The organism is Coleofasciculus sp. FACHB-712, assembly GCF_014695635.1.
Lineage (GTDB): Bacteria > Cyanobacteriota > Cyanobacteriia > Cyanobacteriales > FACHB-T130 > FACHB-T130.
The window spans coordinates 1-23,531 of the sequence record NZ_JACJOQ010000533.1 but is presented as its reverse complement, the minus strand read 5'-3'; the positions used below and the strand labels follow the sequence as shown (position 1 = coordinate 23,531).

General features: G+C 47.1%; 26 protein-coding genes. 14 read left to right on the top strand and 12 right to left on the bottom strand.

What is annotated here, in order from left to right:
• Nucleotides 1-472: 472 nt before the first annotated feature.
• The gene (locus H6F50_RS18395) at nt 473-805 is read right to left on the bottom strand and encodes a hypothetical protein (RefSeq protein ID WP_190429807.1); all 333 of its coding nucleotides are present in this window, start codon (nt 803-805) and stop codon (nt 473-475) included.
• A 124-nt stretch (nt 806-929) separates the two neighbouring features.
• Here H6F50_RS18395 and cbiD point away from each other — a divergent pair, with 124 nt between their 5' ends.
• Nucleotides 930-2,090 (top strand): cobalt-precorrin-5B (C(1))-methyltransferase CbiD, encoded by a 1,161-nt coding sequence (gene cbiD, locus H6F50_RS18390; RefSeq protein WP_190429806.1) that lies wholly within the window; start codon nt 930-932, stop codon nt 2,088-2,090.
• 238 nt (nt 2,091-2,328) lie between these two features.
• On the top strand, nt 2,329-3,876 hold the full coding sequence (gene guaA, locus H6F50_RS18385) for a glutamine-hydrolyzing GMP synthase (protein WP_199292247.1): 1,548 nt from the start codon (nt 2,329-2,331) through the stop codon (nt 3,874-3,876).
• A 200-nt stretch (nt 3,877-4,076) separates the two neighbouring features.
• Here guaA and H6F50_RS18380 read toward each other — a convergent pair whose 3' ends face one another.
• Nucleotides 4,077-5,009, bottom strand: a complete 933-nt coding sequence (locus H6F50_RS18380; protein WP_190429805.1) for a cation diffusion facilitator family transporter — start codon at nt 5,007-5,009, stop codon at nt 4,077-4,079.
• A gap of 145 nt (nt 5,010-5,154) precedes the next feature.
• On the opposite strand from H6F50_RS18380, the gene H6F50_RS18375 reads away from it, so the two are divergent.
• Together H6F50_RS18375 and H6F50_RS18370 are read left to right on the top strand one after the other, a co-directional pair.
• A complete protein-coding gene (locus H6F50_RS18375; RefSeq protein ID WP_190414730.1) occupies nt 5,155-5,496 on the top strand; it encodes a hypothetical protein in 342 nt (113 codons plus the stop codon).
• Between the two features lie 247 nt (nt 5,497-5,743).
• Nucleotides 5,744-6,136, top strand: coding sequence for a hypothetical protein (locus H6F50_RS18370; protein ID WP_190429804.1), 393 nt, complete (start codon nt 5,744-5,746; stop codon nt 6,134-6,136).
• Between the two features lie 421 nt (nt 6,137-6,557).
• Here H6F50_RS18370 and H6F50_RS18365 read toward each other — a convergent pair whose 3' ends face one another.
• From H6F50_RS18365 to H6F50_RS18350, 4 genes are all read right to left on the bottom strand, one after another.
• On the bottom strand, nt 6,558-6,800 hold the full coding sequence (locus H6F50_RS18365; RefSeq protein ID WP_190414732.1) for a DUF4327 family protein: 243 nt from the start codon (nt 6,798-6,800) through the stop codon (nt 6,558-6,560).
• Nucleotides 6,801-7,095: 295 nt separating this feature from the next.
• On the bottom strand, nt 7,096-8,766 hold the full coding sequence (locus tag H6F50_RS18360; protein ID WP_190429810.1) for a glycoside hydrolase family 3 N-terminal domain-containing protein: 1,671 nt from the start codon (nt 8,764-8,766) through the stop codon (nt 7,096-7,098).
• Between the two features lie 5 nt (nt 8,767-8,771).
• Nucleotides 8,772-9,173 carry a 30S ribosome-binding factor RbfA gene (gene rbfA, locus H6F50_RS18355; RefSeq protein ID WP_190414734.1) on the bottom strand — a complete coding sequence of 134 codons (402 nt, stop codon included), beginning with the start codon at nt 9,171-9,173 and terminating at the stop codon, nt 8,772-8,774.
• A 51-nt stretch (nt 9,174-9,224) separates the two neighbouring features.
• Nucleotides 9,225-9,431, bottom strand: coding sequence for a DUF751 family protein (locus H6F50_RS18350; protein ID WP_190414768.1), 207 nt, complete (start codon nt 9,429-9,431; stop codon nt 9,225-9,227).
• A 361-nt stretch (nt 9,432-9,792) separates the two neighbouring features.
• On the opposite strand from H6F50_RS18350, the gene H6F50_RS18345 reads away from it, so the two are divergent.
• The 3 genes from H6F50_RS18345 to H6F50_RS18335 all read left to right on the top strand — a co-directional run bounded on the left by H6F50_RS18345 (nt 9,793) and on the right by H6F50_RS18335 (nt 12,719).
• Nucleotides 9,793-10,626 carry a DNA adenine methylase gene (locus H6F50_RS18345; protein ID WP_190429803.1) on the top strand — a complete coding sequence of 278 codons (834 nt, stop codon included), beginning with the start codon at nt 9,793-9,795 and terminating at the stop codon, nt 10,624-10,626.
• 159 nt (nt 10,627-10,785) lie between these two features.
• On the top strand, nt 10,786-11,454 hold the full coding sequence (locus tag H6F50_RS18340; RefSeq protein ID WP_190429802.1) for an SOS response-associated peptidase: 669 nt from the start codon (nt 10,786-10,788) through the stop codon (nt 11,452-11,454).
• 173 nt (nt 11,455-11,627) lie between these two features.
• Nucleotides 11,628-12,719, top strand: a complete 1,092-nt coding sequence (locus H6F50_RS18335; RefSeq protein WP_190429801.1) for a DUF3616 domain-containing protein — start codon at nt 11,628-11,630, stop codon at nt 12,717-12,719.
• 195 nt (nt 12,720-12,914) lie between these two features.
• Here the strand turns inward: H6F50_RS18335 and H6F50_RS18330 are convergent, their stop codons facing one another.
• Nucleotides 12,915-13,928 (bottom strand): SGNH/GDSL hydrolase family protein, encoded by a 1,014-nt coding sequence (locus tag H6F50_RS18330; RefSeq protein ID WP_242029101.1) that lies wholly within the window; start codon nt 13,926-13,928, stop codon nt 12,915-12,917.
• A gap of 278 nt (nt 13,929-14,206) precedes the next feature.
• On the opposite strand from H6F50_RS18330, the gene H6F50_RS18325 reads away from it, so the two are divergent.
• Nucleotides 14,207-14,404, top strand: a complete 198-nt coding sequence (locus H6F50_RS18325) for a hypothetical protein (protein WP_190414739.1) — start codon at nt 14,207-14,209, stop codon at nt 14,402-14,404.
• A gap of 201 nt (nt 14,405-14,605) precedes the next feature.
• On the opposite strand, the gene H6F50_RS18320 is transcribed toward H6F50_RS18325, so the two are convergent.
• Nucleotides 14,606-15,985, bottom strand: a complete 1,380-nt coding sequence (locus H6F50_RS18320) for a cytochrome P450 (protein WP_190429799.1) — start codon at nt 15,983-15,985, stop codon at nt 14,606-14,608.
• A 228-nt stretch (nt 15,986-16,213) separates the two neighbouring features.
• Between H6F50_RS18320 and H6F50_RS18315 the strand changes: the two genes are divergently transcribed.
• On the top strand, nt 16,214-16,846 hold the full coding sequence (locus H6F50_RS18315; protein ID WP_190429809.1) for an AAA family ATPase: 633 nt from the start codon (nt 16,214-16,216) through the stop codon (nt 16,844-16,846).
• 5 nt (nt 16,847-16,851) lie between these two features.
• A complete protein-coding gene (locus H6F50_RS18310) occupies nt 16,852-17,511 on the top strand; it encodes a hypothetical protein (protein ID WP_190429798.1) in 660 nt (219 codons plus the stop codon).
• Between the two features lie 306 nt (nt 17,512-17,817).
• On the opposite strand, the gene H6F50_RS18305 is transcribed toward H6F50_RS18310, so the two are convergent.
• Entirely contained in the window at nt 17,818-18,939 is a 1,122-nt protein-coding gene (locus H6F50_RS18305) for a site-2 protease family protein (RefSeq protein ID WP_190429797.1), read from the bottom strand.
• Nucleotides 18,940-19,210: 271 nt separating this feature from the next.
• On the opposite strand from H6F50_RS18305, the gene H6F50_RS18300 reads away from it, so the two are divergent.
• From H6F50_RS18300 to H6F50_RS18285, 4 genes are all read left to right on the top strand, one after another.
• Nucleotides 19,211-19,708, top strand: a complete 498-nt coding sequence (locus H6F50_RS18300; protein WP_190429796.1) for a 2TM domain-containing protein — start codon at nt 19,211-19,213, stop codon at nt 19,706-19,708.
• 50 nt (nt 19,709-19,758) lie between these two features.
• Nucleotides 19,759-19,905 (top strand): hypothetical protein, encoded by a 147-nt coding sequence (locus H6F50_RS18295; RefSeq protein WP_190429795.1) that lies wholly within the window; start codon nt 19,759-19,761, stop codon nt 19,903-19,905.
• Between the two features lie 170 nt (nt 19,906-20,075).
• Nucleotides 20,076-20,555: a hypothetical protein gene (locus tag H6F50_RS18290; protein ID WP_190414745.1), complete on the top strand. Its 480-nt coding sequence runs from the start codon at nt 20,076-20,078 to the stop codon at nt 20,553-20,555.
• A gap of 131 nt (nt 20,556-20,686) precedes the next feature.
• Entirely contained in the window at nt 20,687-21,118 is a 432-nt protein-coding gene (locus H6F50_RS18285; protein WP_190429794.1) for a hypothetical protein, read from the top strand.
• A 103-nt stretch (nt 21,119-21,221) separates the two neighbouring features.
• On the opposite strand, the gene H6F50_RS18280 is transcribed toward H6F50_RS18285, so the two are convergent.
• The 3 genes from H6F50_RS18280 to H6F50_RS18270 all read right to left on the bottom strand — a co-directional run.
• The gene (locus H6F50_RS18280) at nt 21,222-21,695 is read right to left on the bottom strand and encodes a DoxX family protein (protein WP_347277180.1); all 474 of its coding nucleotides are present in this window, start codon (nt 21,693-21,695) and stop codon (nt 21,222-21,224) included.
• Between the two features lie 28 nt (nt 21,696-21,723).
• Nucleotides 21,724-23,286 carry an NAD(P)/FAD-dependent oxidoreductase gene (locus H6F50_RS18275; protein WP_190429793.1) on the bottom strand — a complete coding sequence of 521 codons (1,563 nt, stop codon included), beginning with the start codon at nt 23,284-23,286 and terminating at the stop codon, nt 21,724-21,726.
• A gap of 41 nt (nt 23,287-23,327) precedes the next feature.
• Nucleotides 23,328-23,531 (bottom strand): nucleoside transporter C-terminal domain-containing protein (locus tag H6F50_RS18270; RefSeq protein ID WP_277879359.1); only part of this gene is annotated, 204 nt, incomplete at its 5' end.

Below are 23,531 nucleotides of genomic sequence, written 5' to 3'. Positions count from 1 at the left end.
TTCAGTTAAGGAATAATTGAGAGCCATCAGGCTCATAGATAGAACCTAAGCGAGAACTCACGGGATCAGTAGAGTATATTTACGGGTTTTCTAATTTCGAAGAGTTAGATATAGCAACACAATGTAATAAATCGACTGTTGGAGAAGAAATCTATACCACCCAAATGTTGAGTTGAGAACCGTTTTTCCTAGTCAATTCGTTAAGGCGATCGCTTTAATGACCAATAACAAGCGAATGGATTCTGAAAAGACTGCCATTGCTGAATTCACGTGTACTGATGAAGTGACTCCTGAACCGGACAAAGCAGTAAGGTGAGGCGTTAACTTTGTCCGCTCCAAAAAAATATGCTTCTCTATCTTGGCTCACAACTGGGATGATTGAGCGGTTCTCACTTGTATTTAATACATCGGGAGGTTAACACAGCTAGCTCTGTGTTAACCTCCCGATGTACTGAACGCTCATTGACAACGGCTATAACGCAAAGTTGTTCTGAGCCGATTCCAGAACGGTTTGCGTCGCCACATCCAGAAATTCAATCGAAAGATTCTTGCCTAGTGCTACGGCTCGCTTCATTCCAGCTAGTAAGCACTTGACTCCGTCCCTTTTCACGGCGTTGACTGACAGCAGATCTACTACGACAGTGTCAGTTGCCAACTCCAAGGCTTGCTCTAGAGACTTGCCGAAGGCGGGGCTGGTGACACTATCTAGACAACCGCTGGGTCTTAGTACCACTGTGCTAGGGCGAATTTCCTGGCAGACCAATTGAGCGCGGGGCTTGGTGACTGAGTTCATAATGGCTTTCATGGGATTTTTTAAAACGTGTCGTCAATCGAAGAACACAACCTATCTACAAACACATTCCACTAAAATCCCGAAGGTTCTGATGTCAAATGTCACGCTTGTCAGTGTTTGCGATCGCTATTAAACAATGATCTGTCCCCAACCCCGGTCTGGATATACATTGCCCGTGTTTGCCTGTGCCGCTGCTGTTGCCGCCTTGCGCTGGTTGCGGCAAGGGGCGTCACCGTTGGACGCCGTGCCAGTAGATTTAATTGAACCCGCCGAAACGGTGTTGATTCCGATTGAGCAGGTTGCCGGTATCGGTGAAGGGATGGCGTTAGCGATCGCTCGTAGCGATCCTGGCGATAACCTTGACCTTACCCGCAACACGCCAGTCTGGGCGCTGGTAGAAATTAAAAATCAAGGATTAAAAATTAATAATGAACAAAAAGAGTTTTTAGATCCTCCGCCCTCAGTCACGATCAAAGGCGGTGAAGGGATCGGGCGTTTGGTGAGTGCTGACGATCAACCCGCTATTTATCGTTATGCTCAGCGGCTGATCCGAGAGAATTTGGAGCGGATGCTGGAACCTGACGAGAAAATCCAGGTGACGATTATTTTGCCAGAAGGGCGTAAACTCGCTCAACGCACCTCAAATGAAGCCTTTGGGGTTGTGGAAGGACTCTCCTTACTCGGAACAAGCGGTATTTCCCAACCCCTGAGTGCCCCCGGACAACTGGAGGCTTTCCGCGAGGAACTGCAACAGAAGGCTAACTGTTTTGATTGTTTGGTGTTTTGTATCGGGGAAAATGGCTTAGATTTAGCCCAGCGGTTGGGAATCAATCCAGAAAGAATGATTAAGACAGCGAATTGGCTGGGACCATTGCTAGCATCATCAGGAGTGCAAAAAGTCAAGAATATCTTATTATTTGGCTACCACGGAAAATTGATGAAACTTGCGGGTGGGATTTTTCACACCCATCATCACTTGGCAGATGGACGTCAGGAAATTTTGACCGCTCATTGTGCGAATCTCGGTTTACCAACGCCGGTATTGCAGGCAGTTTTGAAGAGCGCCACTGCTGAAGACGCCTTGAAATACCTGCGCCAATTGGATGCAGCAGGTAGTACCGATTGGGTGGGGCAAGTTTATGGCGCGATCGCTCAAAGCATTGACAAGCGAGCGCACGATTACATCCGCACTCACAGCGAACAACTCGTTACGGTCGGTTCCGTCCTGTTTGACCGCGATCGCCAAATTATCGTTAAAAGTAAAACAGGTACCTCGTTACTGTATCAAGTGTGTTAGTTTTATATGAATACACATCAACTTAATAAATAGCAATAAAGAAGTTTTTTATCTGCCGCTATTGTCAGTGGCGTAATCGAATCATGGAAGACTGGCTAATAGCAATAAACAATTAGCCAGTTTTTAATCCATTAAAGACTATCTGTACATCTGTACTCTACCTACTCAGGATAAGCCGGTGACTCTCCAGACTGAAACACCGCCTCAAATCGAGTATTTGGGGCAACTAAATCGCCAAATGATTGTGATTCTTGACTTCGGCTCTCAGTATTCTGAACTGATTGCCCGTCGGATTCGGGAAACACAAGTTTACTCGGAAGTTCTTTCCTATCGCACCACTGCCGAACAGCTACGACAGCTAAATCCCAAGGGGATTATCTTCTCTGGTGGCCCAAGTTCAGTGTATGACACGGGTGCCCCCCATTGCGATCCGGAAATATGGAACCTGGGGATTCCCGTCCTGGGAGTCTGTTACGGGATGCAGATAATGGTGCAGCAATTAGGTGGGGAAGTCACCAAAGCTGACCGGGGTGAGTATGGCAAGGCGTCGCTATTGATTGACGATCCCACAGATTTGCTCACCAATGTGGAAGATGGCACGACCATGTGGATGAGCCACGGGGACTCTGTAACCAAGATGCCATCGGGGTTTGAAGTGCTGGCACACACGATAAATACGCCAGCCGCAGCGATCGCTCATCACGAGAAAAAGCTCTACGGAGTTCAATTCCACCCCGAAGTCGTCCATTCAATTGGGGGAATTGCCTTAATCCGTAACTTTGTCTATCACATCTGCGACTGCGAACCGACTTGGACAACAGCGGCGTTTGTTGAGGAGTCGATTCGAGAGATTCGGGCAAAAGTCGGCGATAAGCGGGTGTTGCTAGCACTTTCTGGCGGCGTTGATTCTTCCACGCTTGCCTTTTTGCTGCACAAGGCAATTGGCGACCAACTGACGTGTGTATTTATCGACCAAGGCTTCATGCGTAAGTATGAACCAGAACGGTTGGTGAAGCTGTTCCACGAGCAATTTCACATTTCTGTCGAGTATGTGCAAGCACGCGATCGCTTCCTCAATCAAATTGAAGGAATTAGCGATCCTGAAGAAAAGCGTCGCCGCATCGGGCACGAATTTATCCGCGTATTTGAAGAAGAATCTCGACGCCTTGGCCCCTTTGACTACCTTGCCCAAGGTACTCTCTACCCCGACGTGATTGAATCAGCGGACACGAACGTCGATCCCAAAAGTGGCGAACGGGTGGCAGTGAAAATTAAGAGTCATCACAACGTCGGCGGCCTGCCCAAAGATTTGCGCTTCAAGTTGATCGAACCTTTACGAAAATTGTTCAAAGATGAAGTGCGAAAAGTCGGTCGCTCGATTGGATTGCCAGAGGAAATTGTACAACGGCAACCCTTCCCCGGCCCCGGACTGGCGATTCGCATTTTGGGCGAAGTGACGGCAGAACGGTTAAATATCCTGCGGGATGCTGACTTAATTGTTCGTCAGGAAATTAATCGCCAGGGGATGTACCACGACTTCTGGCAAGCTTTTGCCGTGTTGCTGCCGATCCGCAGCGTAGGCGTAATGGGCGATCAGCGCACCTACGCTTACCCGATTGTCTTGCGCTTTGTTTCTAGCGAAGATGGCATGACGGCAGACTGGGCGCGTGTTCCCTACGATTTGTTGGAAACGATTTCCACCCGAATTGTGAATGAAGTTCGGGGTGTGAATCGAGTGGTTTACGATATTACTTCTAAGCCACCTGGAACTATCGAGTGGGAATAATAAAGTAGTAAGAATTTTTAACGCAAAGGTACCCAAAGGTTAGCGCCAAGGTACGCAAAGTTTGAGAGACGGAGTGAAAGCTCTGTCTCTTTTTGGCTTGAAAGAGCGGTTCAACTGGATTTTGAAATAAATTATGTTTTCTTTAACTTTTGTGGAAAACTCGTAAAATTCTGTGGAAAAGTCCCCTCGTCTGTGGAAAACTACCTAGATTTTGATTCTGCTTCGTAGGTAATTTGATCGGATTGGTAAGCAGGTGGCTCGATGTGAATCAAAATTCGGACGGGGCTAAATCTTTCTTTTAGGCGGTTCTCGACTTCTTCTGTAATTTGGTGGGCAGTTTCTACATCGGTGACGTCTACAATCAAGTGCATTTCGATGAATACTTGACGCCCAACAATGCCTCTAGAAGCAATTTCGTGACAGTTAATGACTCCTGGTACTTGGATGACGATCCCATGAATGGCTTCTGGCGCGATCGCCATCTCATCGACTAGCCAGGGCAAATTATCTTTAATCACGTTCCAACCACTGCGAAACACTAACAAGGCAACGGGAAAGGAGAGAATAATATCCAACCACTGAAGTTGCGGCAGATTCAATACCTGTCCTTGCCAGACGCCAATCAACCCACCCAAAACAGCAATTGTCACCCAGACATCGCTCATGGTGTGCTGGGCATCTGCAATTAAAATGGGGCTGCCTACCTGCTGCCCAACATGGCGTTCGTAGAACGTGACAAAAATATTCACGCCCAGCACAATCAGCAGTAACCACAGCTCAGAGGGGGAAATGATGACGGGTTTACCACCACCGCTGAGAATTCGTTCAATTGCCCCTTGCAGAATTTCAAAGCAGGCAATTCCTAAGAAGGCGGCAATTCCTAACGCTCCCACACCTTCAAATTTCTGGTGTCCGTAAGGATGATCCCGGTCGGGTTGGGGCGAAGAAAATCGGCTGGCAATTAATCCCAAAATGTTGTTGGCGCTATCGGTAACGCTATGCAAGGCATCCGCTAGCAAGCTGAGAGAACCCGTCCACGACCCCAGCACTGCCTTCAACGTCATTACGAACAGATTGAGCAGTAGGGTAATGATTAAAACCTTACGCACTGCCGAGCGGTTATCTGCTACCACAGAATTTTCCTCACTCGCCATTTAGAGTTCTATGGCATTCAGTCTAAAGCTTGTGGCTTCACCTTGCATATATCCTCTTGTAAATGCTGTCTGTTCTAAGTTATGAGTGATAAGTTGATTCACAATTCAAAACTCTTGATTGCTCATGTCTTCTTCAAAACTCATCCTCAACTTAGTTGAAGGTTCTGTTTCCTTCAGCTTTACGCCCCAGGCAGCCCAAGATTTACAAGGCGCGATCGCTCAGTTGATGCAGAGTCTCAAAGTCATTGCAGGTGGCGGCGGCAAAACCAATCCCCAAAAACCAATGGAATATCGATACACGGGGGATGTCTTTCTAGAGATTTTCTGCAATCCTAATATCTGGCCGACTCCCTTTGCCGCTAAAGTTTTGATCTCCCTCCGAGATGACCGCATTCGCCTGACTACGGAGGCAGAACTCACTCGCTTAATTGAGGATGTTAATCAGTATTTAGAACAGATGGGCTAAAACTGGGCGGGCAAATGGTTTCTTTAGATTCTTTCTTAGGACGGATGCTACTACCCTAAGAAGTCTGCAAAATGTCCCTTTGTATGTGCTAAATGGTAGCATTAAGACGCCAGATCCTGCGTTTGTTTACTCGCTTGGCGGAAAGCCGAAAGCTAGAAACTTAAAAGTGAGTGGTGCCGAGCGGTTATTTATCGAAAGCGATCGCTAAGGGCTGTCTAACCTTCATTCAATCTGACTGATTTATCTAATGAACTCTAATAATCTGCTGGAGTTAGTACAAAAAGGATTTCGCGTTACTTTGGGTGCAACCGCTTCTCTAGTTGAGAGCGTACAAGACACTCAAAAGCGAGAGCAAAATCTTGAGCTGCTGAAGTCAGACGTCAATCTGGTGGTTCAACAACTAGCAGAAAAAGGAGAGATTACGGAGCTTGAAGCCCGCACTTTCCTGAATTCTCTAATGGCGCAAGCCAATGATGCAGCTAGCACACAATCTTCTGGAACTCCGAGCCGCCCTGCGACAACGCCGGTGACAACGGTTGCCCAGCCAGATATGCAATTGGAGCTAGAGGAGCTAACTGCACAAATTGCTGCAATGCGAACTGAGTTAGAAAAGCTGCGCGACCCCAACTCAGGGATTTAGGTCGGGGATTGCTAGCAGCTTTATCAAAGCATTTATTAGGCTTGCTCCTAGTAGCCTATCTGAAAGTTTGTGCTGAGCAAAACGAAGGAGTTGAAGTGTTGTCACGCATCTCGGTTTGAGCAGAGATCCTGCAAAGAGATTTGCGCGATCGCAGCGCGATTGTTGATGACAACGTTACGCCAACGCTCCACAACGTTTTGCTCAGAATGGCATCTTCACTTTTTGGATAGGTCTAAGAAGCGAACTTAATTATTCGCACTAGAAAGAATCAGAATATTCTCCAAACCAGGCTAATTAAGAATCAACAGGTGAAAGAATAAAAGCAGTCTTTCCTTAAGTTGAGACAAGCGTGGAATCAAGCTTGTCCTGAGTTTCACTGTTTCCAGTGGAACTGTAGGATTGTCTTAAAGGTAAAAAAATATCAATCGTTGTCCCATTGTTCTTGCCCCATCAGATCGCCTATGCGATCGCGGAGTAAGATATTGCATCTTTCTAATTCACACTCAACACAAACCCACTCCCGTGCAGGGATGTACTGGCACAGAACGTAGATGGGTTGCTGACGAGTCACAATTCCTTTCTCCACTAATTGACGGGCTTCTTCTTGAAGAACGTCGATGGAGTATTGCACAGATGATTTAGGCGGCATTATATCAGCAGTCATGGTCTCAGCCTCGAAACTAACGAGCTACGACTATAACTTAATATAATCCAATACTGCCTAGCGCGGAAATAATTTTTGAACAGTATATCAAGTTACAAATGAATTTATTCGTTTAATAAGGATTTCAAAAGTCAGGGAACTTTGACATAAAAATATATCCTTATGCTGATGAAATTGTTGAAGAACGGGTCTATTTATAATTAAGCCTGTATTTTCAAATTGAAGACACCGTAAATAATCGGTGATAACGGTTATGACATTGATTAACAAAATTAATCAATGTGCTGCACAGTTGCTAAATGCTTAGAGCTGGGGCACCGAACAAAACTTCAAGGGCGATCGCCTGAGCTGCTGGCATCTGTCCGTAAGAAAACACACAAGGGATATGTGGGGGCAGGTGGGGGAGAAACTGTTCCAGAAGATAAGGACTGCCGTAAATCACTAGCGCTTGGAGTTCGGCATTTCCTAAGAGTTTTTTAAACAAGTCCTGAGCAAACGGTGTCAAGCCAGCACTGCCTCGGAAAGGATTCCCACGGATGAACAGCTGGAGTAGGGTTGGCTGGGCATTTAAACCCGATTTATGATAAAACACCCAGCCAGGAATTAAGGTAGTGTGGGGATCGAGTAGTTGGAGTTGATAGCCGTGCTGTTTGGGCAGAGCCACAGCCGGTGCTTGTTTATCGAGAAAATCACAATTCAGGGTGTCATCCACCACGATTAAGTTGCGTAAGTTGCCCTGACTGGGAAGTAAAGGGATGTCGCCATGAACGACGAGCGCCTCTCGCACGATGTTGGCAGATGTAGCGAGGGCGTGTGGTTGAGCTAGTTGGAGGAGATGGGGAGGGAATGGGGAAGGCGCTGGTTGGACTTCAGGCGCGATCGCCCTTGCCTCTACCGGCGGCTGTGCTGTGCCTTGTTGGACTCGGCGCTTGGCTGTCCAGATACGCTCAACAGACGCACGAATTCGCGCCTCTGAAATGCGTCCCTGTGCTACCGCGTCGCACACCGCTTGGATCGCACCCGCAGGATCGACTGGCATCAGCAAAATATCTGCACCGGCTTCGACAGCTAAGACTGGAGCTTCATTTGCTCCATAGCGGTTGGCGATCGCTCCCATCACCAATGCATCGGTAACAATTAATCCTTCAAATCCCAGCTGTTGCCGCAGCAGTTGAGTCAAAATCGGTTGGGAAAGGGTGGCAGGGCGTTCGGCATCCCAAGCCGGGATCAGGAGATGGGCACTCATTACGGCATCTACACCGGAGGCTGTACCCGTACCGATTGCTTCTTGAAACGGCAGTAACTCAATCTCAGCAAGTCGTGCCGGGGAATGGGGCAAGACGGGCAAATCTAGATGGGAATCCACCGCCGTATCGCCATGTCCGGGAAAATGCTTAGCAGTCGTTAACACCGGATAAGCTTTCGCCCCCCGGATGAAAGCAGACGCTAGTTGAGTCACTTCCTCTGGGTTTTCGCCAAACGCCCGGACGTTAATCACTGGATTATTAGGATTGTTATTCACATCCACAACCGGCGCAAGCACCCAGTTGATGCCAATCGCGAGGGCTTCCGAGGCGATGATGCCTCCCATTTGTTCGGCGTATTTCAAGGCAAGAGAGGCATCTTTCCGGAATACTGCCCCGATTGCCATCGGTGGCGGAAACCAAGTTGCCCCAGAAAAGCGCTGTCCGACGCCTTCTTCAATATCAGCCGCGATCAGCAAGGGGGTTTTTGCCCAGTCTTGGAGTTGTTGCGATCGCAGTGCTAATTCTCCAGCACTGCCTCCCAACAAAATGACCCCCCCGACGCCCAAATCCTGCACCCAGTGTTGCAGAACTGCCGCCGGTGGTTCCCAATCTGGATACTGAATTTGGTGGTCGAACAGGTAGCCTGACGCCCGTACCACGACCATTTGCGCTACCTGTTCTGCTAGAGAGAGCGATTCCCACTCCGGCAGCAATGCCACAGATTTCAATCTTCTGCCTCAACGATGTCTTCTTCTTCCACTCTCGCAGCCGGACGGTCTTGATTAAGCTGATTCAACAAAGACAAAATGCGATCGCCCCTTTCCAGAGAACGATCTTCCTGAAACAGTAACTCTGGTGTCCGACGCAGCCGCAACCGTTGACCGAGTTCGCTGCGGACAAAGCCAGTTGCTGCTCTTAACCCAGCCATCGTTTCTACCTTTGCTTCCTCGGTGCCATAGATGCTGACGAAGATTTTAGCGTGTTGTAGGTCGCCTGACACATCCACATCGGTGACGCTGACCATGCCAGCACCCACGCGATCATCTTTGATTTCGGTTAGCAGCATTTGGCTGATTTCGCGTTTAATCAATGCGGCAACGCGAGAAACGCGGCGACTTGTAGCCATAATCATCTGCTGCCTTTAAGACAGTGTGAGCAATGCTTTTACTCATCCTACCTAAATCGGACTCACTCCCAGCATCGCCCGTAGGGTTAGGGTAATAAAAGTTAAGGCTGCCACCAGAAAGCCCATCAAAGCGATCGCGCTGGTTCGATTTTGGAGTAGCGGTTTCAACCACCCAAAGGTATAAAAGAATACCCCTAGGATAATGGTGACAAAGTAGCGGGGGTAGCGAGAGATATTTTCCCAAAAGCCATCAAACATATTATTTAAAGTAGCCGACACAAAAAGCGGCGATAAGTCACTGCATCTTAACTGGTAACATTTGTCTGCGAGTTCGACAAGCTCGGCATCGTCCCTAAAGGGGGTTTCGTCTAGAGATAGTTCGCCAAGCGTCTGGTGGTAGCAGGCTACTACCCGCTATATTTGTGCAACCGCGACATATTGACTCATAACACATTGCCCGATAACACACGGACTCATAAGAGCGATCGCGTGTTTTGGTCGCGGTGATAGTCATTTTTTCCTCTTGTCGAACCCGCTAGGTATTCTAAATTAAATCATATCCCCCCACTTCCACAAGAACTGTTACAAACGCTTTAATTTTTTTAGATAGCTAGAAGCAATGTCAACTCAGACGACACAACAAGAAATAGCGCGTCCTTTTCTAAAATGGGCTGGTGGTAAAAGCCAGCTAATTCAGCAATATATTCCCTATTTTCCCCCAAAATTTACAACTTACTATGAGCCATTTTTGGGTGGCGGCGCTCTTTTCTTTCATTTATTGCCAAAAGTATCTATTTTGACGGATATTAATGCCGATTTGGTCAATGTTTTCCGATGTGTGAGGGATGAAGTAGAGCCGCTAATTGAATTCTTGCATCAGCATCAAATGAATCATAGTAAGGAGTATTATTACTGCGTGCGTTTGATGCAACCTAGCACCCCTCTAGAAAGAGCTTCTCGATTTATTTACCTCAACAAAACCTGCTTTAACGGATTATATCGAGAAAACTCAAAAGGGCAATTTAATGTTCCGATTGGGAAATACAAAAATCCAAAAATTTGTAATTCAGCTTTACTTAGGGCAGTTTCCGCTGCACTTCAGAGTGCCCTGATTGATGTTAAACCTTTTGAAGCTGTCCTGCAATCTGCGGAAAACGCTGAAGATTTTGTTTTCTTTGACCCGCCTTATTATCCTCTAAGCTCTACCAGTAACTTTACCGCCTATAGCCGTAATTCTTTTAATGAAGCTGACCAAATTCGGCTCAGGGATGTCTTTGTAGAACTGGCGAAGCGTGGTGTTAAAGTGATGCTTTCTAATTCTGACTGTCTGTTTATCCGAGAAATTTACAGCAATTTTAATATTTATGAGATATCAGCTTCCAGAATGATTAATTCCAATGCTAGAAAACGGGGTAAAATATCTGAATTATTAATCACATCTTATGCAAGATAACTGTTTACCCATAAAATAACGTAAAGTATTTGCCGTACAATTTTCCTTAATTATTGGGATTTGTTATAATAGTATGTATATATTATTCGACCGTTAGAGTGTTAATTGCTCGATTGAAATAAGCTTGCAAATTTGTAATTTACCACATGGGATAGAAGTATGTGTGGAAGATTTACCCAAAGTAAGTCCGCTGAGACAATCGCCCAAGCATTCCAGGTAAATGATGTTCCACTCCTGATGCCTCGTTATAATATTGCGCCCACCCAGTCAGTACAGACAGTTTTACAAAATCCAGAACAGTCTCAACGACAGTTCAAAATGCTGCATTGGGGGCTGATTCCCCGTTGGGCAAAAGATACAAAAATGGGAGCAAAACTGATTAATGCACGGGCGGAAACGGTAGCCGAAAAACCGGCTTTTCGGGCAGCTTTTAAACAACGACGTTGCTTAGTAGTAGCGGATGGTTTTTATGAGTGGAAGCAGCAAGATGGGAAAAAGCAGCCATTTTATTGTCGCGTGAATGATGGACAAGCTTTCGGCTTTGCTGGTTTGTGGGAGCATTGGGAAGGAGAGGATGGTGAGGAAATAGATTCTTGCACGATTTTGACCACAGAACCCAATGAGGTAATGCGCCCGATTCACAACCGAATGCCAGTCATTCTCGCTCCAAAAGATTATGATTTGTGGTTGGATTCACAGGTGCAAAAGCCGGAGTTATTACAGCCTTTGTTGCGTCCATATTCAGCAGAAGAAATGGCAACTTATCCAGTCAGCACAAAGGTAAATAAACCAATGAATGATACGGCGGAGTTGATCAATAGCCTCTAAGCGATCGCACTCTCAAGATAGTCGGGTGAGCATCGATCGCCTTACCTTCCAGTTTGCCTCCTCAAATACTTCCAAAACTTCTGTCTTCCGGTAGAGGGTAAAAACCAGTTAAGCGTGAGCTATGCTGGCAGTGATTTCTATCGAGTCCAAACCGTTTTAGGAAAGCAGCCGTTATGCCAGAAAGTTTCTTGCTCAGCCGCGTACTCATTCGCTTCAACGGCAAAGCTGATGAACCTCTTAGTCAAGATTTATCAGCGGCTGCTTTGACACCTGATGGCAGTTTGTGGGTAGGTTCTGATGAAACGAGAACGATTGAGCGATTATCCCCTGTCGAGCCATATATCTTCAGCAAACATCAGCAATTTTTTGTAAAAGATTTCATCGATTTAGCCGATCCGGAAGGCGAAATCGATATCGAGGGAATGGATTATACAAACCATTATCTTTGGTTCATCGGTTCCCACAGTACAAAGCGTAAAAAAATAAAGGGCAAAGACCTTGAGAAGGATCTTGATAAACTAGCAACCATAAAGTTTGAACCAAACCGTTATTTACTTGCCCGGATTCCTGTAGTAAAAGGTGAATTAGTTAAATCAGTCTCTCACCCAGAGCAGCCAGATAAAAAACTGACAGCAGCCTGTCTGCAAAAAATAGGAAATAGTAACGTTCTGATAGAAGCACTCAAACAAGATCGGCACCTAGGGGCATTTCTAACAACTTCTATCCCCTCTAAAGAGAATGGATTTGATATCGAAGGCTTAGCGATTCGGGGAGATAGGATTTTTATCGGCTTGCGAGGCCCTGTACTGAGAGGGTGGGCAATTATTTTAGAGGTTGAAGTTGCAGAAACAGAGCCAGGAATTTTAACGCTGAAGAAAATTGGCAAAGATGGGAAGCAATACAAAAAACATTTTGTAGAGTTGAATGGGTTAGGTGTCCGGGAACTATGTCTGGATGGTGAAGACTTGATCGTTCTAGCGGGACCCACGATGGATTTAGAAGGTGCGCTGAGAGTCTTCCGCCTGAAAAATGCCTTACAACGTGATGAAAACAGCATCTCTTGGCAGAAAGAGGGAGATTTGGAAGTGTTGTTTGATCTGCCTTTCAGATTTGGTTCCGATCATGCGGAAGGGTTGGCACTGTTTCCCTGTTTAGGGCAACCAAATTCTCTAATGGTGGTTTATGATTCTCCGGATGAGAATAGAGTCGTGAAGCCGAATGGTATTTTTGCAGATGTCTTCAGTCTGAAGTCTCTACCTTGTTAACTCTCAGGGACACGGCATTGCCGTGTCCTTACAAACAATATATATTGCACGTTCATTGAGAACCTCACTAATCGCTAAATGTGTTGGAGATTATTAGCCCTTAGCAAAAGAGAAAAATGCGAACTGACAAGTTAGCGATGCTAACGCGATCGCGTCCTTCCTATACTAGCCACGCAGGAAAGGGCAAATCGCTTCTTAGGATTTGTTTTTCATCCCCTGAATGCGCGTCACGATTAATCCGCCACCAACAGCACCTAATAATATAATCCCGCCTACTGCGATAGTAGGTTCAACCGTGGTTTGAGAGCTAGAAACTGTGCGAGGTTCGAGCGTAGATTTTAGCGCTGGGAAGGCTAATTCTACAAATAACTTATGGGCGGCAGTCGTGGGATGAATGCTATCCCAAAATAAATATTCGTTTGGATTGTTACATATTTTGGCTCTGCTAACGCAGGCGTTGGTTACATTCGTGAAACCGAATTTTTTTGGATTGTTGGTGACTTGATTATAAAGAGAATTGACATCAAGATAGGTGATTTTGATGTCAGAGTTGAGTTGCTGACGCAAACCGTTGAGGGATGCGGCTAATCCAGAATTATGCTTCTTTGTTAAAACGTTGAGGGAGCCGGAACGTTGAGTTGTGCGCGTGCCGGGAAGCTTTCCTAAATCTGGTAAGTTAACAACTACGATATTTTTTGCGCCTGCTGCGGAGAGGGACTTCACCGCGATCGCTAAATTGTTGATTGGCACGGTAGAGTCGGTAGCGCCTCTTAGATAATCATTCGCACCAGCCCAGACAACATACAGAGCCTTCGGGTTAGCAGAGGAATGGGTTGCCTTAAAGCTCTCGATTTGTGCCACCAATCCGGGGGGAATCTGCCTAGAATTGCCTGTGGTAGCACCTCCGTAGGCGAAGTTCGTCTCTGTACTAGATTTTAATTTCAGCTTAGAGGCAAGATAATCTGCCCAAACAGGGCCATTGGAATAGCGTCCTTGAAAGTAGGGTGGGCTTGGGGGATATTGCCCGTTGGTAGCCTTTAATACATTGCCAACATCGGAGAGGCTATCTCCAAAAACATAAATCTGATTAAAATTCTGTGCCGAAGCCGGATTCGGAACTCCCAAAACGCTGAAGAGCGTGAGAAGCGCAAGGACGCGCCGAGGCTTTGCGAGCGCTGCTTTGGCACTCGCCATGCACAACTTTTTCATGAACATCCCCAGATCCGATTAGAGTTATCACCAGCCGCTTTCTCCTTGTAGCAAAGTTTCTAGAAGATGGCTGAGCCTGTAGCGATCGCTTGACAAACTGTGCTTGTCATTTGCAATTCATCCATAAACGCGATCGCGCTTATGCTTGGGGCCTTTCAAGTCTTTACCCTAACTCATGTTTCAAAAATGTAACTTTAGCTACTTTTTACTGAAAATGTCATTAAAATATCACTTATACGGTCTTACCGCGTACCCGTTCTATCAGCAGAGGTTGTCTTATGCCAGAACTTATCTGTACTGTTCCCGTTCCCAAAACCCCGCAAGAATTGGAACAAGCCGTTGAGCAATACATCACTAGCGATATCAGCGGTACTGAACTCATTTGTAAGTGGCAAGCCATCCGCGATGCTTCCCTAGATCAAGACTTTTGCGTGCCTACTGATAGCGACCAAGTTGCAGGCGGAGACAGCTATTAAGTTACATCTATTGACACGGATTGGGCGCTTAGGAGTATGGGTTGATTAACCCCCCATTTCCGGCGTAGGGGTATGGCATCGCCATACCCCTACAGATTGGGACTTTTGTAAGTTATTTAGTCCATGTTCATTGGCAATAAATCGATAAAAACTCCCCCAGATGATCTGAGGGAGTTTGATTTTAAGTTTTCAAAAACCGAATTACACCGAGACTGGAGTATTTACAAGCTTCTTTAGCCGAGGAGTTGCAACCATTTTCATTCCTTCCGGTGCGGCTAAAGTCAAACCCCGACGTACTGGAATCACCGGACGCTTATTAACGAGCGACACTTGAAAATGCGACACAATTGTCGCGAGAACCAATTTCATTTCATACATGGCAAATGCCATCCCGATACAGCGACGATTTCCGCCACCAAAAGGCAAATACTCGTATGGAGAAAATTGCCGTTCTAAAAAGCGCTCTGGCTTGAATTGCTTCGGCTGCGGAAAAGTTTCCTCCCGATGGTGGGCTAAATAGATACTGGGGACGATAACCGTTCCTGGGGGCAATTTGTAGCCGGATATCTCAATGGGCGATCGCACAACCCGAACAAAGGTATTCGCAGCAATTGGATAGATACGAAGCGTTTCAGAGCAAACCGCCGTTAGATAGGGCAGTTTGGCAATCACACTTGGATCTGAGTCAGCGTCAACATCCAACTCAGCGAGCAGTTTGTCGCGCACCTGCGGTAATTGGTCAACCCAGTACAAAGCCCACGTCAGCGCAGAAGCCGTGGTTTCATGTCCGGCGACAAGCAGAGTCATTAACTCATCGCGTAACTCTACATCCGTCATCGGTTGACCTGCTTCATCACGAGCAGACATCATTAAGCTGAGGATATCTTGCCGATTCAGGTTAGCTTCCGCTCGACGTTCCGCAATCTGAGCGTAAATCAGTTCGTCAATTTGTTTTATTTGGCGTAGCATCCGACCCCAAGGACTCCAATCGCCTAAATCTTGTTTAAGAAACTCAAAAAAGAAGGCGCTGGAGTTGAAGCGGGAAGTCATCAAGTCCAGGGTTGAACCGATTAAGCTGCGTAGTTGTTCCAAACGCGACCCCTCATCTAGTCCAAACACCACCCGTAAGATGACGCGCAGGGTGATTTCTTGCATCGACGCACGGATGTTGAAGGGTTTGCCAACCGTCCATTGATTCATCACCTGCTCGGCGATTTCAGAGATAATCTGACCGTAAGCCCGCATCCGTTCGCCGTGAAAGGGAGGGGTTAACATCTGTCGTTGGCGCTGATGGCGATCGCCATCCAGCAGTAGCAGAGAATTTTCTCCCATTAAAAACTCTAACCCGCTGTTCCCTCGCCCAGCGTCTAACTGACTAGAATCAGCAGTGAAAATCGTTTGTAGGTCTTGGGGTTGGCTGAAATAGACAATCGGAGTCCCCTGGCTTCCCTGGATGGTGAAGGTGTCACCATAAGCTTTTGCATAATCATCCAGGTACTTGATGGGCTGAAAAATAAATTTCATTAACCGCAGCGATCGCGGAGTGTTTGGCCCCTTAGGCAGGTTATGAGTGAGTTCCATTGAGGCGTTTTGTGTTCAGAGCTATTCGATTCTATTGTGGCGAGTTTGGAGGGCGGAGTGTTGGCTTTCAACCCGATGTCCTCAGAGGGCGATCGCTTGCTTCTCATCCTAGCGATTGATAAGCGATTGACAAAGATTGCGCCAGTCAAGCGCTGCGCTAAGGCACAAAAAACTCCCCTCGATCCCATTAAGCGGTATATTCGGTGGAGTCAGCATCACAAGCGAGCAGTGCCAAGAATAATTGCGATTCTCAACGGAAAGGGAGGAGTCGGTAAAACCACTACAGCAGTCAATCTGGCTGCAACCTTCTCGGAAGAAAAACGGGTTCTTCTGGTCGATGCAGATATTCAGGGTTCGGCGACTTGGTGGGTTGAGCGTAGCGAGAAAGGAATGGGCTTCGATCTCGCTCAAGAGACAGATCCAAAACTTTTAGGTCGTTTACGTAAGATAGAAGGCTACGATTTAGTAGTAGTGGATACGCCTCCAGCATTGCGATCGGAAGCATTAGCGGCGGTAGTAGCGATCGCTGATTATCTGGTTTTACCCACGCCCTGTGCGCCGATGGATCTGGCTGTACTCATTGAGACAGTAAGGGAAGCCGTCATGCCAGTTGGAGTTGCCCATCGGGTACTTCTGACCAAGGTGGATGCGCGAAGTTTGGGGGAAGCACTGGAGGCTCAAAACACACTTCAAGAGTTAGGAATTCCTGCTTGCCATAGCTTTGTCCGTGCCTACAAAGCCCACGAACGAGCGGCTCTTGAGGGGGTGCCGATTCATCAATGGGCGGGGAAAAAGGCACGGGAGGCGGAAGCAGACTACCGCCGCGTGGCTAATGAAATACAGCGTGATTGGAGAAACTAAAAATAATGGCTAAAAAACGTATCTCAGACTTACTACACGAAGAAGCACAAAAATCCCCAGATTCAGAAACTGAACCTGTTCTAGAGGCGACCGTTGAGGAAGTTATAGAAGTGGAGGCGGAACTCGTAGAGGATTCATCAACAGATACGCCCGATAAAACTCCTGCTAAAAACTCAAATCCAACGAAGGCTGACTTAGAAGCAAGTGTGACAGAGTTAAAAACAGCTCTGGATCAAGCACGCGAAAGGGAAGAAGCTCTACAACAGCAAATTACCAATTTGCAATCCAATTTGGATGAGCAAAAATCTCTGATGGCTGACTTGAAAGGTGTTGTGAAGGAAACCCGTAAAGTGGAAGCTTCTTTACACCAGCAAATTGCCAATTTGCAGGCGGATTTAGATGAGCAAAAAAAATTGCTAAACAAGCATCAAAAAGCTCAAGAGCAAGCCAAACAGTTGAAAACAGAGCTGGAGCAAGCCAAAAAAGCAGCGATGCAACTTGCAGAAGCGAACTCTAAGCTAATTGAAGAAGCCAATGCTCTACACAAAGCGCCGCAAGCTGCTCAACCACAGAAGCACAAAACATCTGAGCGGGTATCTAACATCTTCTCTGAACCTCCAACCGATGAGCCTGCTGATTTTGCCTCAAAAAGTTGGTTGCTGTAAATACTCTTAGTAAAGAGGGCGAATAGAATTCGCATCTATACAGACTAAACCCACCTATGCGGGTTTCAAAAGCCCGTGTTAGCGTAGCGTGCGCGTTAGCCCATAGGCAGACTTTGTTGAATAGAAGCGAAGCAACTTCTGCCCCCCTTCTTGTTGAAGGGGGGTAAGGGAGGTTGGCGTAGCTGCGATTTCTAATCGCCAGGTATATTTGCAAAATTGGGATGTATAGCAGTAGGGGCGGGTTGAGAACCCGCCCCTACTTTTAAGCGCACTTGTTATTTAGCTAAATTCAAAATCCGAAATTGATTAAGCAGGATTTGCTTGCGCTCTTCTCTGGAGTAAGTTGAGAATCGAAGCTTTTTCCAGAAGTCCCACTAGCACGCCGTTTTCACGAATCACGGGTAGTTGAGTGAGTTTTTCTTGTTCTAGTAGTGTCACCACTTCTAGTAAAGATTGATCGGATTTGACGGTTGTGGAGAATTCGACGGGTTTTGTTAGCTGTGCGACTGATATTTCAGTCCACTGGGAGGTTGGGACAGCTTTGAGATCGTCAACTGCGATCGCTCCCACTAATTGTCCTTCCTCATTGGTAACTAAGAACCGCGACGCTTCGTTTTTGCCAATGATGTACTCGTTAACAAACTCTCTCAGGGAAAGCGACTCAGACACAATCGGGCTATCACTCATGACTGCGTCTTCTGCGGTCAAAGCGGCGAGTTGTTCTTGCACTCTAGCAGCCTGGGTTGCTCGACCCGCGTTTTGCAGCAAGAACCAACCGATTAACAAGTTCCAGAAGTTAAGACCGCCGCCTAATAGTAGAGGAACCAGACCAGAAGCGATCGCTATCCAACCAATGACTTGACCGGCGCGACCCGCAAACACGACACCTTTATAAGGATTGCCGGTGATCTTCCAAACCAACGCCTTGAGGATATTCCCACCATCCAGGGGCAAGCCAGGAATCAGGTTAAACAGCGCCAGCACTAAGTTGACGTAAGCCAGCACTCCGAGTATTGCTCCAAACGGCCCGGAAATGCTCGTGGTAAAGCCAATCGCGCTAATTAGACCAAACAGCGCCAAACTGACTAAAGGCCCTGCGATTGCCAGCCAGAATGCTCCTGCTGGGGTCTTTGATTCTTTTTCTAAGCTGGCGAGACCACCAAACAGAAATAAGTTGATAGATTTAACTTCAATTCCCTGCTTGATAGCCACAAAACTGTGTCCCAGTTCGTGCGCCAAGACGGATGCAAACAACAGCAGCGCCGCAATTAATCCCAGTAGCCAGGGTAATCCCCCGCCGAGTCCGGGAAATTGAGCCGCTAGTCCACTGCCATAACTCACCGTCACCCAAGCCAGGACAAAGAACCAGGTTGGATGTACGTTGAAGGGAATTCCGAATAAATTGCCGACGCGAATCGTGCCGTTCATTACGCCACCTCTGCTTTAACATCTGAGAGGCTTAAATTAAACCTCTCTTTCTTGCACCTCTTTATCGTAACGATATGTAACGAGGATTTTAATCTTTCACCTACCGTACTATCCGTCCGTTAAGGTTCGGTTTTGGAATAGCCTAGTGTGAGGCATTCTTACTTTTGCCTCGGCATAATAGAATCAGTACTGCTCTTGAAAGGCTGACTTCTGCATCACGTCCTTGGGGCAGAAAATCTCTCCCAACCTCGACGACCGCAGGTGCCTTCCTATGCCCGTCTCCGAAACTCAAATCACCCGCTCTTACAATCAAGAACAGATTCAGCAAATTCTCCAGATAGCGATCGCGCGTCAAACTGACGACACAGAATTTACCCGCGAACAGCTACTGGAAATCGCCTCTGAATTAGAAATCTCTCCAGAGTGCCTTCAGGTGGCAGAACAGCAGTGGCAAGCTAAACAGGGAGAAATCCAAAAGCGGCAGGATTTTAATCTCTACCGACGCACCAAATTACAGAAACAAGCTGGCAAATATACAGTTGTCAATTCGTTTTTGATGCTGCTGAATATCGTGAATGCTGGTCAGCTTTCTTGGTCTTTATATATCGCCTTATTCTGGGGATTAGCTCTAGGGCTTAATGCTTTGAATACCTTTCAATCGGGAGGCGAAGATTACGAAAAAGCCTTTCAGAAATGGTATCGTCAGTACCAATTGAAACAATCACTGACCACTGTTTGGGATAAGGTTCTCAAAGCTTGGCAGACTTAAAACATATTCCCCTAGGGAAGAGAAATTTGCGGCTACGCAAAGGAAGGGGGTTGAAAATCAGTCTTTATGAGCGAGAATTTTGTCTAGAGACGTTGTACGCAGCCTCTTGGGATTCGGTAATTCATGCTTGGCAGATATGCCAAAGGCGCGATCGCGTACAGCCCTTTGGGCATGAAAACAGCGAAGCGAGGGATTAGCCTCGCGCTGACTTGTCAGTTCTCATTTTCCCCCAGTCAGCATATCTCCTACAGGAACAGCTTTCGTTTGCCTTAAAATAATCCTGTCGGCTTGGTTAAACTAACCAGACTTTTACGGCTAGACAAGTTACGGCTAGACAAGTTCTCTCTGCATTCTCCCTGCATTAGATATGGTTCAGTACACTCTCGCACAAAGCCCAGAAGTCATCCTGACTGTTTCAGGCAAAGATTCAAAAAAAGCCCGTGAGAAAGCGATGGAGCAGCTCATGGAACTCATGGATGCAGACAAGCTACCCACCGATCTTGAAGATGGATTTAGTCCGGAACAACTGATTGAAGTCAAAGAGCTAGAAGCAGATGGGACTAGCGATGAAGACGCCGTAACCCAAGCTGTACAAGTTCTGAGCAACCTTGCCACACTGAAGCTGAAGGTGCAGGAATCACGCGCCGAGGCGCTGAAGGTTCGCGCTCAAGTAGATATCCTGTTTTCAGAAAAGTCGGTGAGTGAAGAGGAAATCGCGCAACTCAAGGACGGTTTTAAGGTTCTCAAAACCTTTGCTCAAGTGAATCTGCGCTACCACGAGGCTCGCTCGAAAGCAGAGCAAGCTCGGAGCGTGTTAGATCAAGCTTTAAAATCTCCTGAAAGTTAATTTCTCTGCTTAGGCGCATCCGCTGCGCGATCGCGTCAGCGAGAATTCAGACTTGATAAGCGATCGCGTTGTTGAGTTTTTCTCTCATTCGCAGCGCCAAATGCATCTGTAACCACCCAAGAAGATAAGCAATGATTCAATTTGGTAAAACTCCTTCTGATTCCGGAGAAAAAAGCTGGCGAAACCAGCTGGCTCAGTTTGTCAAAGCTAATCAGCAAGAATTGGCAGCATTATCTTGGGGTTTGTGGTTAGAAAATGGAGACACTCAAGGTTATCTAGGGATCGATGTGCAACCAAAGCCGCATTTCGTCTATTGTCCAAAAGAGGCGATAGAAACACTCAATAATAAAGTCGAAAACCAGCTTCAGGAGATGGTAGGAGTTGTGGAGGCTCATAACCCTGAAGTGGAGGTTCTGATCATTGGCATTGGTGAGGGGCAAATAAAGCTGGTTCAGTTTCAACCAGAACCTCCACCTCCCGCTTGCTTTGAGAAAGTCGCCGCAGATGTTAATACATTGCTAGAGCGATTAGAGCAGCAGATGGACGAGCAGATCCAAGGTTAAATCCTAAAAAGCGATCGCGTCAGCGTATGCATTCTTAGTGCTACTCGCACGCTTGCTAGTGAGGGGAAACGCGATCGCATCTTTCATCAACTCAGCTAGTGAGTTAATCAGAACGCTTAGATGCCATCTGTTCGTCTAAACTCACTGGCCCAGACCCAATATAGTACACCATCAGTAATCCACCGATAATTGCTAAATTTTTCATGAAGGCATTTACTTGCATTGGGTCGGCAAAATTGGTGTGAAAAATTAGCGTAGCCGGAATTATGAAGATAATTAGCGCGATCGCTCCCCAACGCGCTTTGTAACCTAGCAATACGGATAATCCGCCAGCCAATTCAAGAATAATTGCCGCAACGAGCAACAGTGCTGTCAGGGGTAAGCCCTTGTCAGCCATAGACTGTTGCGTGTCACTAAAGCCCGTAATCTTGCCAAAGCCAGACTTTAAAAAAATGGCGGCTAAGAAAGCTCGTGCTATGAGGGGAATGTATTTTTCCATATTGACCTGCGATCGCTTCGCTTTTAACTTACAACAACATCTGGGCGCTAAGCAAAGTAACGGGATAAGCGATCGCATCCACTCTCTGACAACAGCATCCTGAAATTTACCCCGCCATGTCCCGAATCACGCGCATAGCGGCATTGTGTCCCGCCGCACCAATCACAGAACCGGCTGGGTGACAGCCTGCACTAGCAGAGTATAGCCCTAGAATGGGGGTAGCGTAAGGCAATCTGTCAGCGAAGCCGAAAGAATTATCAACGTGGTGGATATGCCCGCGAGTCAAGCCGAAGTGCTGCTCAATTTTCTGGGGATGCAGGGCGAACACATCTTGGACTAATTGTGAGGTGCCGGGGGCGAAGCGATCGCAAATTGACAACAAATGCTGAACATAGCGGCTTTCCTCCTTCTCCCAGGTTGTTCCTTGCAATTCATAGGGTACCCACTGCACAAATAGGGCTGAATTGTGGTGCCCGGAGGCATCCTGTAGAGAGGGATCGAGGGTGGTGTGGATATACCACTCTATTGCGGGAAATTCAGGTAAGCGCCCTGCCTGCACATCAGCGAAAGCACGATGCAACATCCCCATCACCTCTTTTTCATCCGGTAAAAGGTGAATTGTCGTGCCGTACTGTCCGCAATTTTGGGGCAGGCAGGTAAACTCAGGGAGTCCGCGCAGACACAGATTCACCTTAAATGTTGAACCATCCTTCTGATAAGCATCGAGTCGGGAGTTGTATTCCATCGGCAAATTCTCAGCCCCAACTAGCTGGCGCAAGCGGAAAGGATCGGCGTTGACAATCGTTGCCGTGGCGTTTATTTCAGTGCCATCCTGAAAAACAACACCTTTAGCAACACCTCCTGATAGCAGAATCTGGGTAACGCCTCGCCCTGTTTCAATTTGTACTCCTGCCTTTCTTGCCGCTTCTGCAAGGCGATTCGTCACTGTACCCATTCCACCCTTTACGATCATCCAAGTGCGATCGCTACCCGGTAGCCGACACATATTATGGATGAGAAAATTCATGCCAGTACCGGGAGTATCCCAGGTGCCATACAATCCTGAGAAGCCATCCGTCACGGCATACATCGCTTTTACTAAGTCGCTTTTGAAATTAAATCGATCGAGATACTCTCCGACTGACTTGCGGCAGAGATTGATAAAGACTTGGCGCAATTCTGGGCGCACACACTGTTGAGCCGTTTCTTCAATCGAAAGCGGTTCCTCTAACCAAGTGGGGGCAATATCGTCGCGTAGCTGGGCAAGTTCATTCTGTAGCGCTTCGTTCGCTTGCCAATCCGCCTCCGAGAAGAACGATACAAACTGCCGTTTCATCTCTTCGGAGTTTGAGCCAAATAGCAGATAACGCCGATCGGTTGTGGGCAAAAAGTAGTGCGGATCGCGCCGAATCATCGGGATGTCCACATCAAGAAGGCGAAGTAATTCCGGTGGCATCAACCCCAACAAATAAGCACCCGTCGAAGTGCCTAAATTGGGTGCTGTTTGAAACGGATGCTCGGTGCGGCAGGCACCGCCGATGACATCCTTGGCTTCTACAACCAGAACCTTTAACCCCTGACGTGCCAATAACAGGGCTGCCAGCAAACCGTTATGTCCAGCACCCACCACCAGTACATCTACAGAATTCTCGATCCAACGTGGTTTCATGTTTTGCTGCTTCTGTTTTCTGGGCGTTCTTTAGGGTTCGTTTACAATAATATTCCCGCGATCGCAGCAGTCATAAAACCCGCGAATAAACCGCCTATCATCGCCCTGACACCCATTCTCGCTAAATCTTTTTGACGGTTCGGTGCCATCCCGCCAATCCCGCCGATTGTGATTCCAATCGAGCCAATATTGGCAAAGTTGCACAAAGCGTAGGTTGAGATAATTACCGCCCGTTCGGATATTGC

Bases quoted from the DNA above. Each gene is read 5' to 3' on its own strand.
- H6F50_RS18395 (WP_190429807.1), bottom strand. From the start codon at position 805: ATGAAAGCCATTATGAACTCAGTCACCAAGCCCCGCGCTCAATTGGTC.
- cbiD (WP_190429806.1), top strand. From the start codon at position 930: ATGATCTGTCCCCAACCCCGGTCTGGATATACATTGCCCGTGTTTGCC.
- guaA (WP_199292247.1), top strand. From the start codon at position 2,329: ATGATTGTGATTCTTGACTTCGGCTCTCAGTATTCTGAACTGATTGCC.
- H6F50_RS18375 (WP_190414730.1), top strand. From the start codon at position 5,155: ATGTCTTCTTCAAAACTCATCCTCAACTTAGTTGAAGGTTCTGTTTCC.
- H6F50_RS18370 (WP_190429804.1), top strand. From the start codon at position 5,744: ATGAACTCTAATAATCTGCTGGAGTTAGTACAAAAAGGATTTCGCGTT.
- H6F50_RS18365 (WP_190414732.1), bottom strand. From the start codon at position 6,800: ATGACTGCTGATATAATGCCGCCTAAATCATCTGTGCAATACTCCATC.
- rbfA (WP_190414734.1), bottom strand. From the start codon at position 9,173: ATGGCTACAAGTCGCCGCGTTTCTCGCGTTGCCGCATTGATTAAACGC.
- H6F50_RS18350 (WP_190414768.1), bottom strand. From the start codon at position 9,431: ATGTTTGATGGCTTTTGGGAAAATATCTCTCGCTACCCCCGCTACTTT.
- H6F50_RS18345 (WP_190429803.1), top strand. From the start codon at position 9,793: ATGTCAACTCAGACGACACAACAAGAAATAGCGCGTCCTTTTCTAAAA.
- H6F50_RS18340 (WP_190429802.1), top strand. From the start codon at position 10,786: ATGTGTGGAAGATTTACCCAAAGTAAGTCCGCTGAGACAATCGCCCAA.
- H6F50_RS18335 (WP_190429801.1), top strand. From the start codon at position 11,628: ATGCCAGAAAGTTTCTTGCTCAGCCGCGTACTCATTCGCTTCAACGGC.
- H6F50_RS18330 (WP_242029101.1), bottom strand. From the start codon at position 13,928: ATGAAAAAGTTGTGCATGGCGAGTGCCAAAGCAGCGCTCGCAAAGCCT.
- H6F50_RS18325 (WP_190414739.1), top strand. From the start codon at position 14,207: ATGCCAGAACTTATCTGTACTGTTCCCGTTCCCAAAACCCCGCAAGAA.
- H6F50_RS18320 (WP_190429799.1), bottom strand. From the start codon at position 15,985: ATGGAACTCACTCATAACCTGCCTAAGGGGCCAAACACTCCGCGATCG.
- H6F50_RS18310 (WP_190429798.1), top strand. From the start codon at position 16,852: ATGGCTAAAAAACGTATCTCAGACTTACTACACGAAGAAGCACAAAAA.
- H6F50_RS18305 (WP_190429797.1), bottom strand. From the start codon at position 18,939: ATGAACGGCACGATTCGCGTCGGCAATTTATTCGGAATTCCCTTCAAC.
- H6F50_RS18300 (WP_190429796.1), top strand. From the start codon at position 19,211: ATGCCCGTCTCCGAAACTCAAATCACCCGCTCTTACAATCAAGAACAG.
- H6F50_RS18290 (WP_190414745.1), top strand. From the start codon at position 20,076: ATGGTTCAGTACACTCTCGCACAAAGCCCAGAAGTCATCCTGACTGTT.
- H6F50_RS18285 (WP_190429794.1), top strand. From the start codon at position 20,687: ATGATTCAATTTGGTAAAACTCCTTCTGATTCCGGAGAAAAAAGCTGG.
- H6F50_RS18280 (WP_347277180.1), bottom strand. From the start codon at position 21,695: ATGCGATCGCTTATCCCGTTACTTTGCTTAGCGCCCAGATGTTGTTGT.
- H6F50_RS18275 (WP_190429793.1), bottom strand. From the start codon at position 23,286: ATGAAACCACGTTGGATCGAGAATTCTGTAGATGTACTGGTGGTGGGT.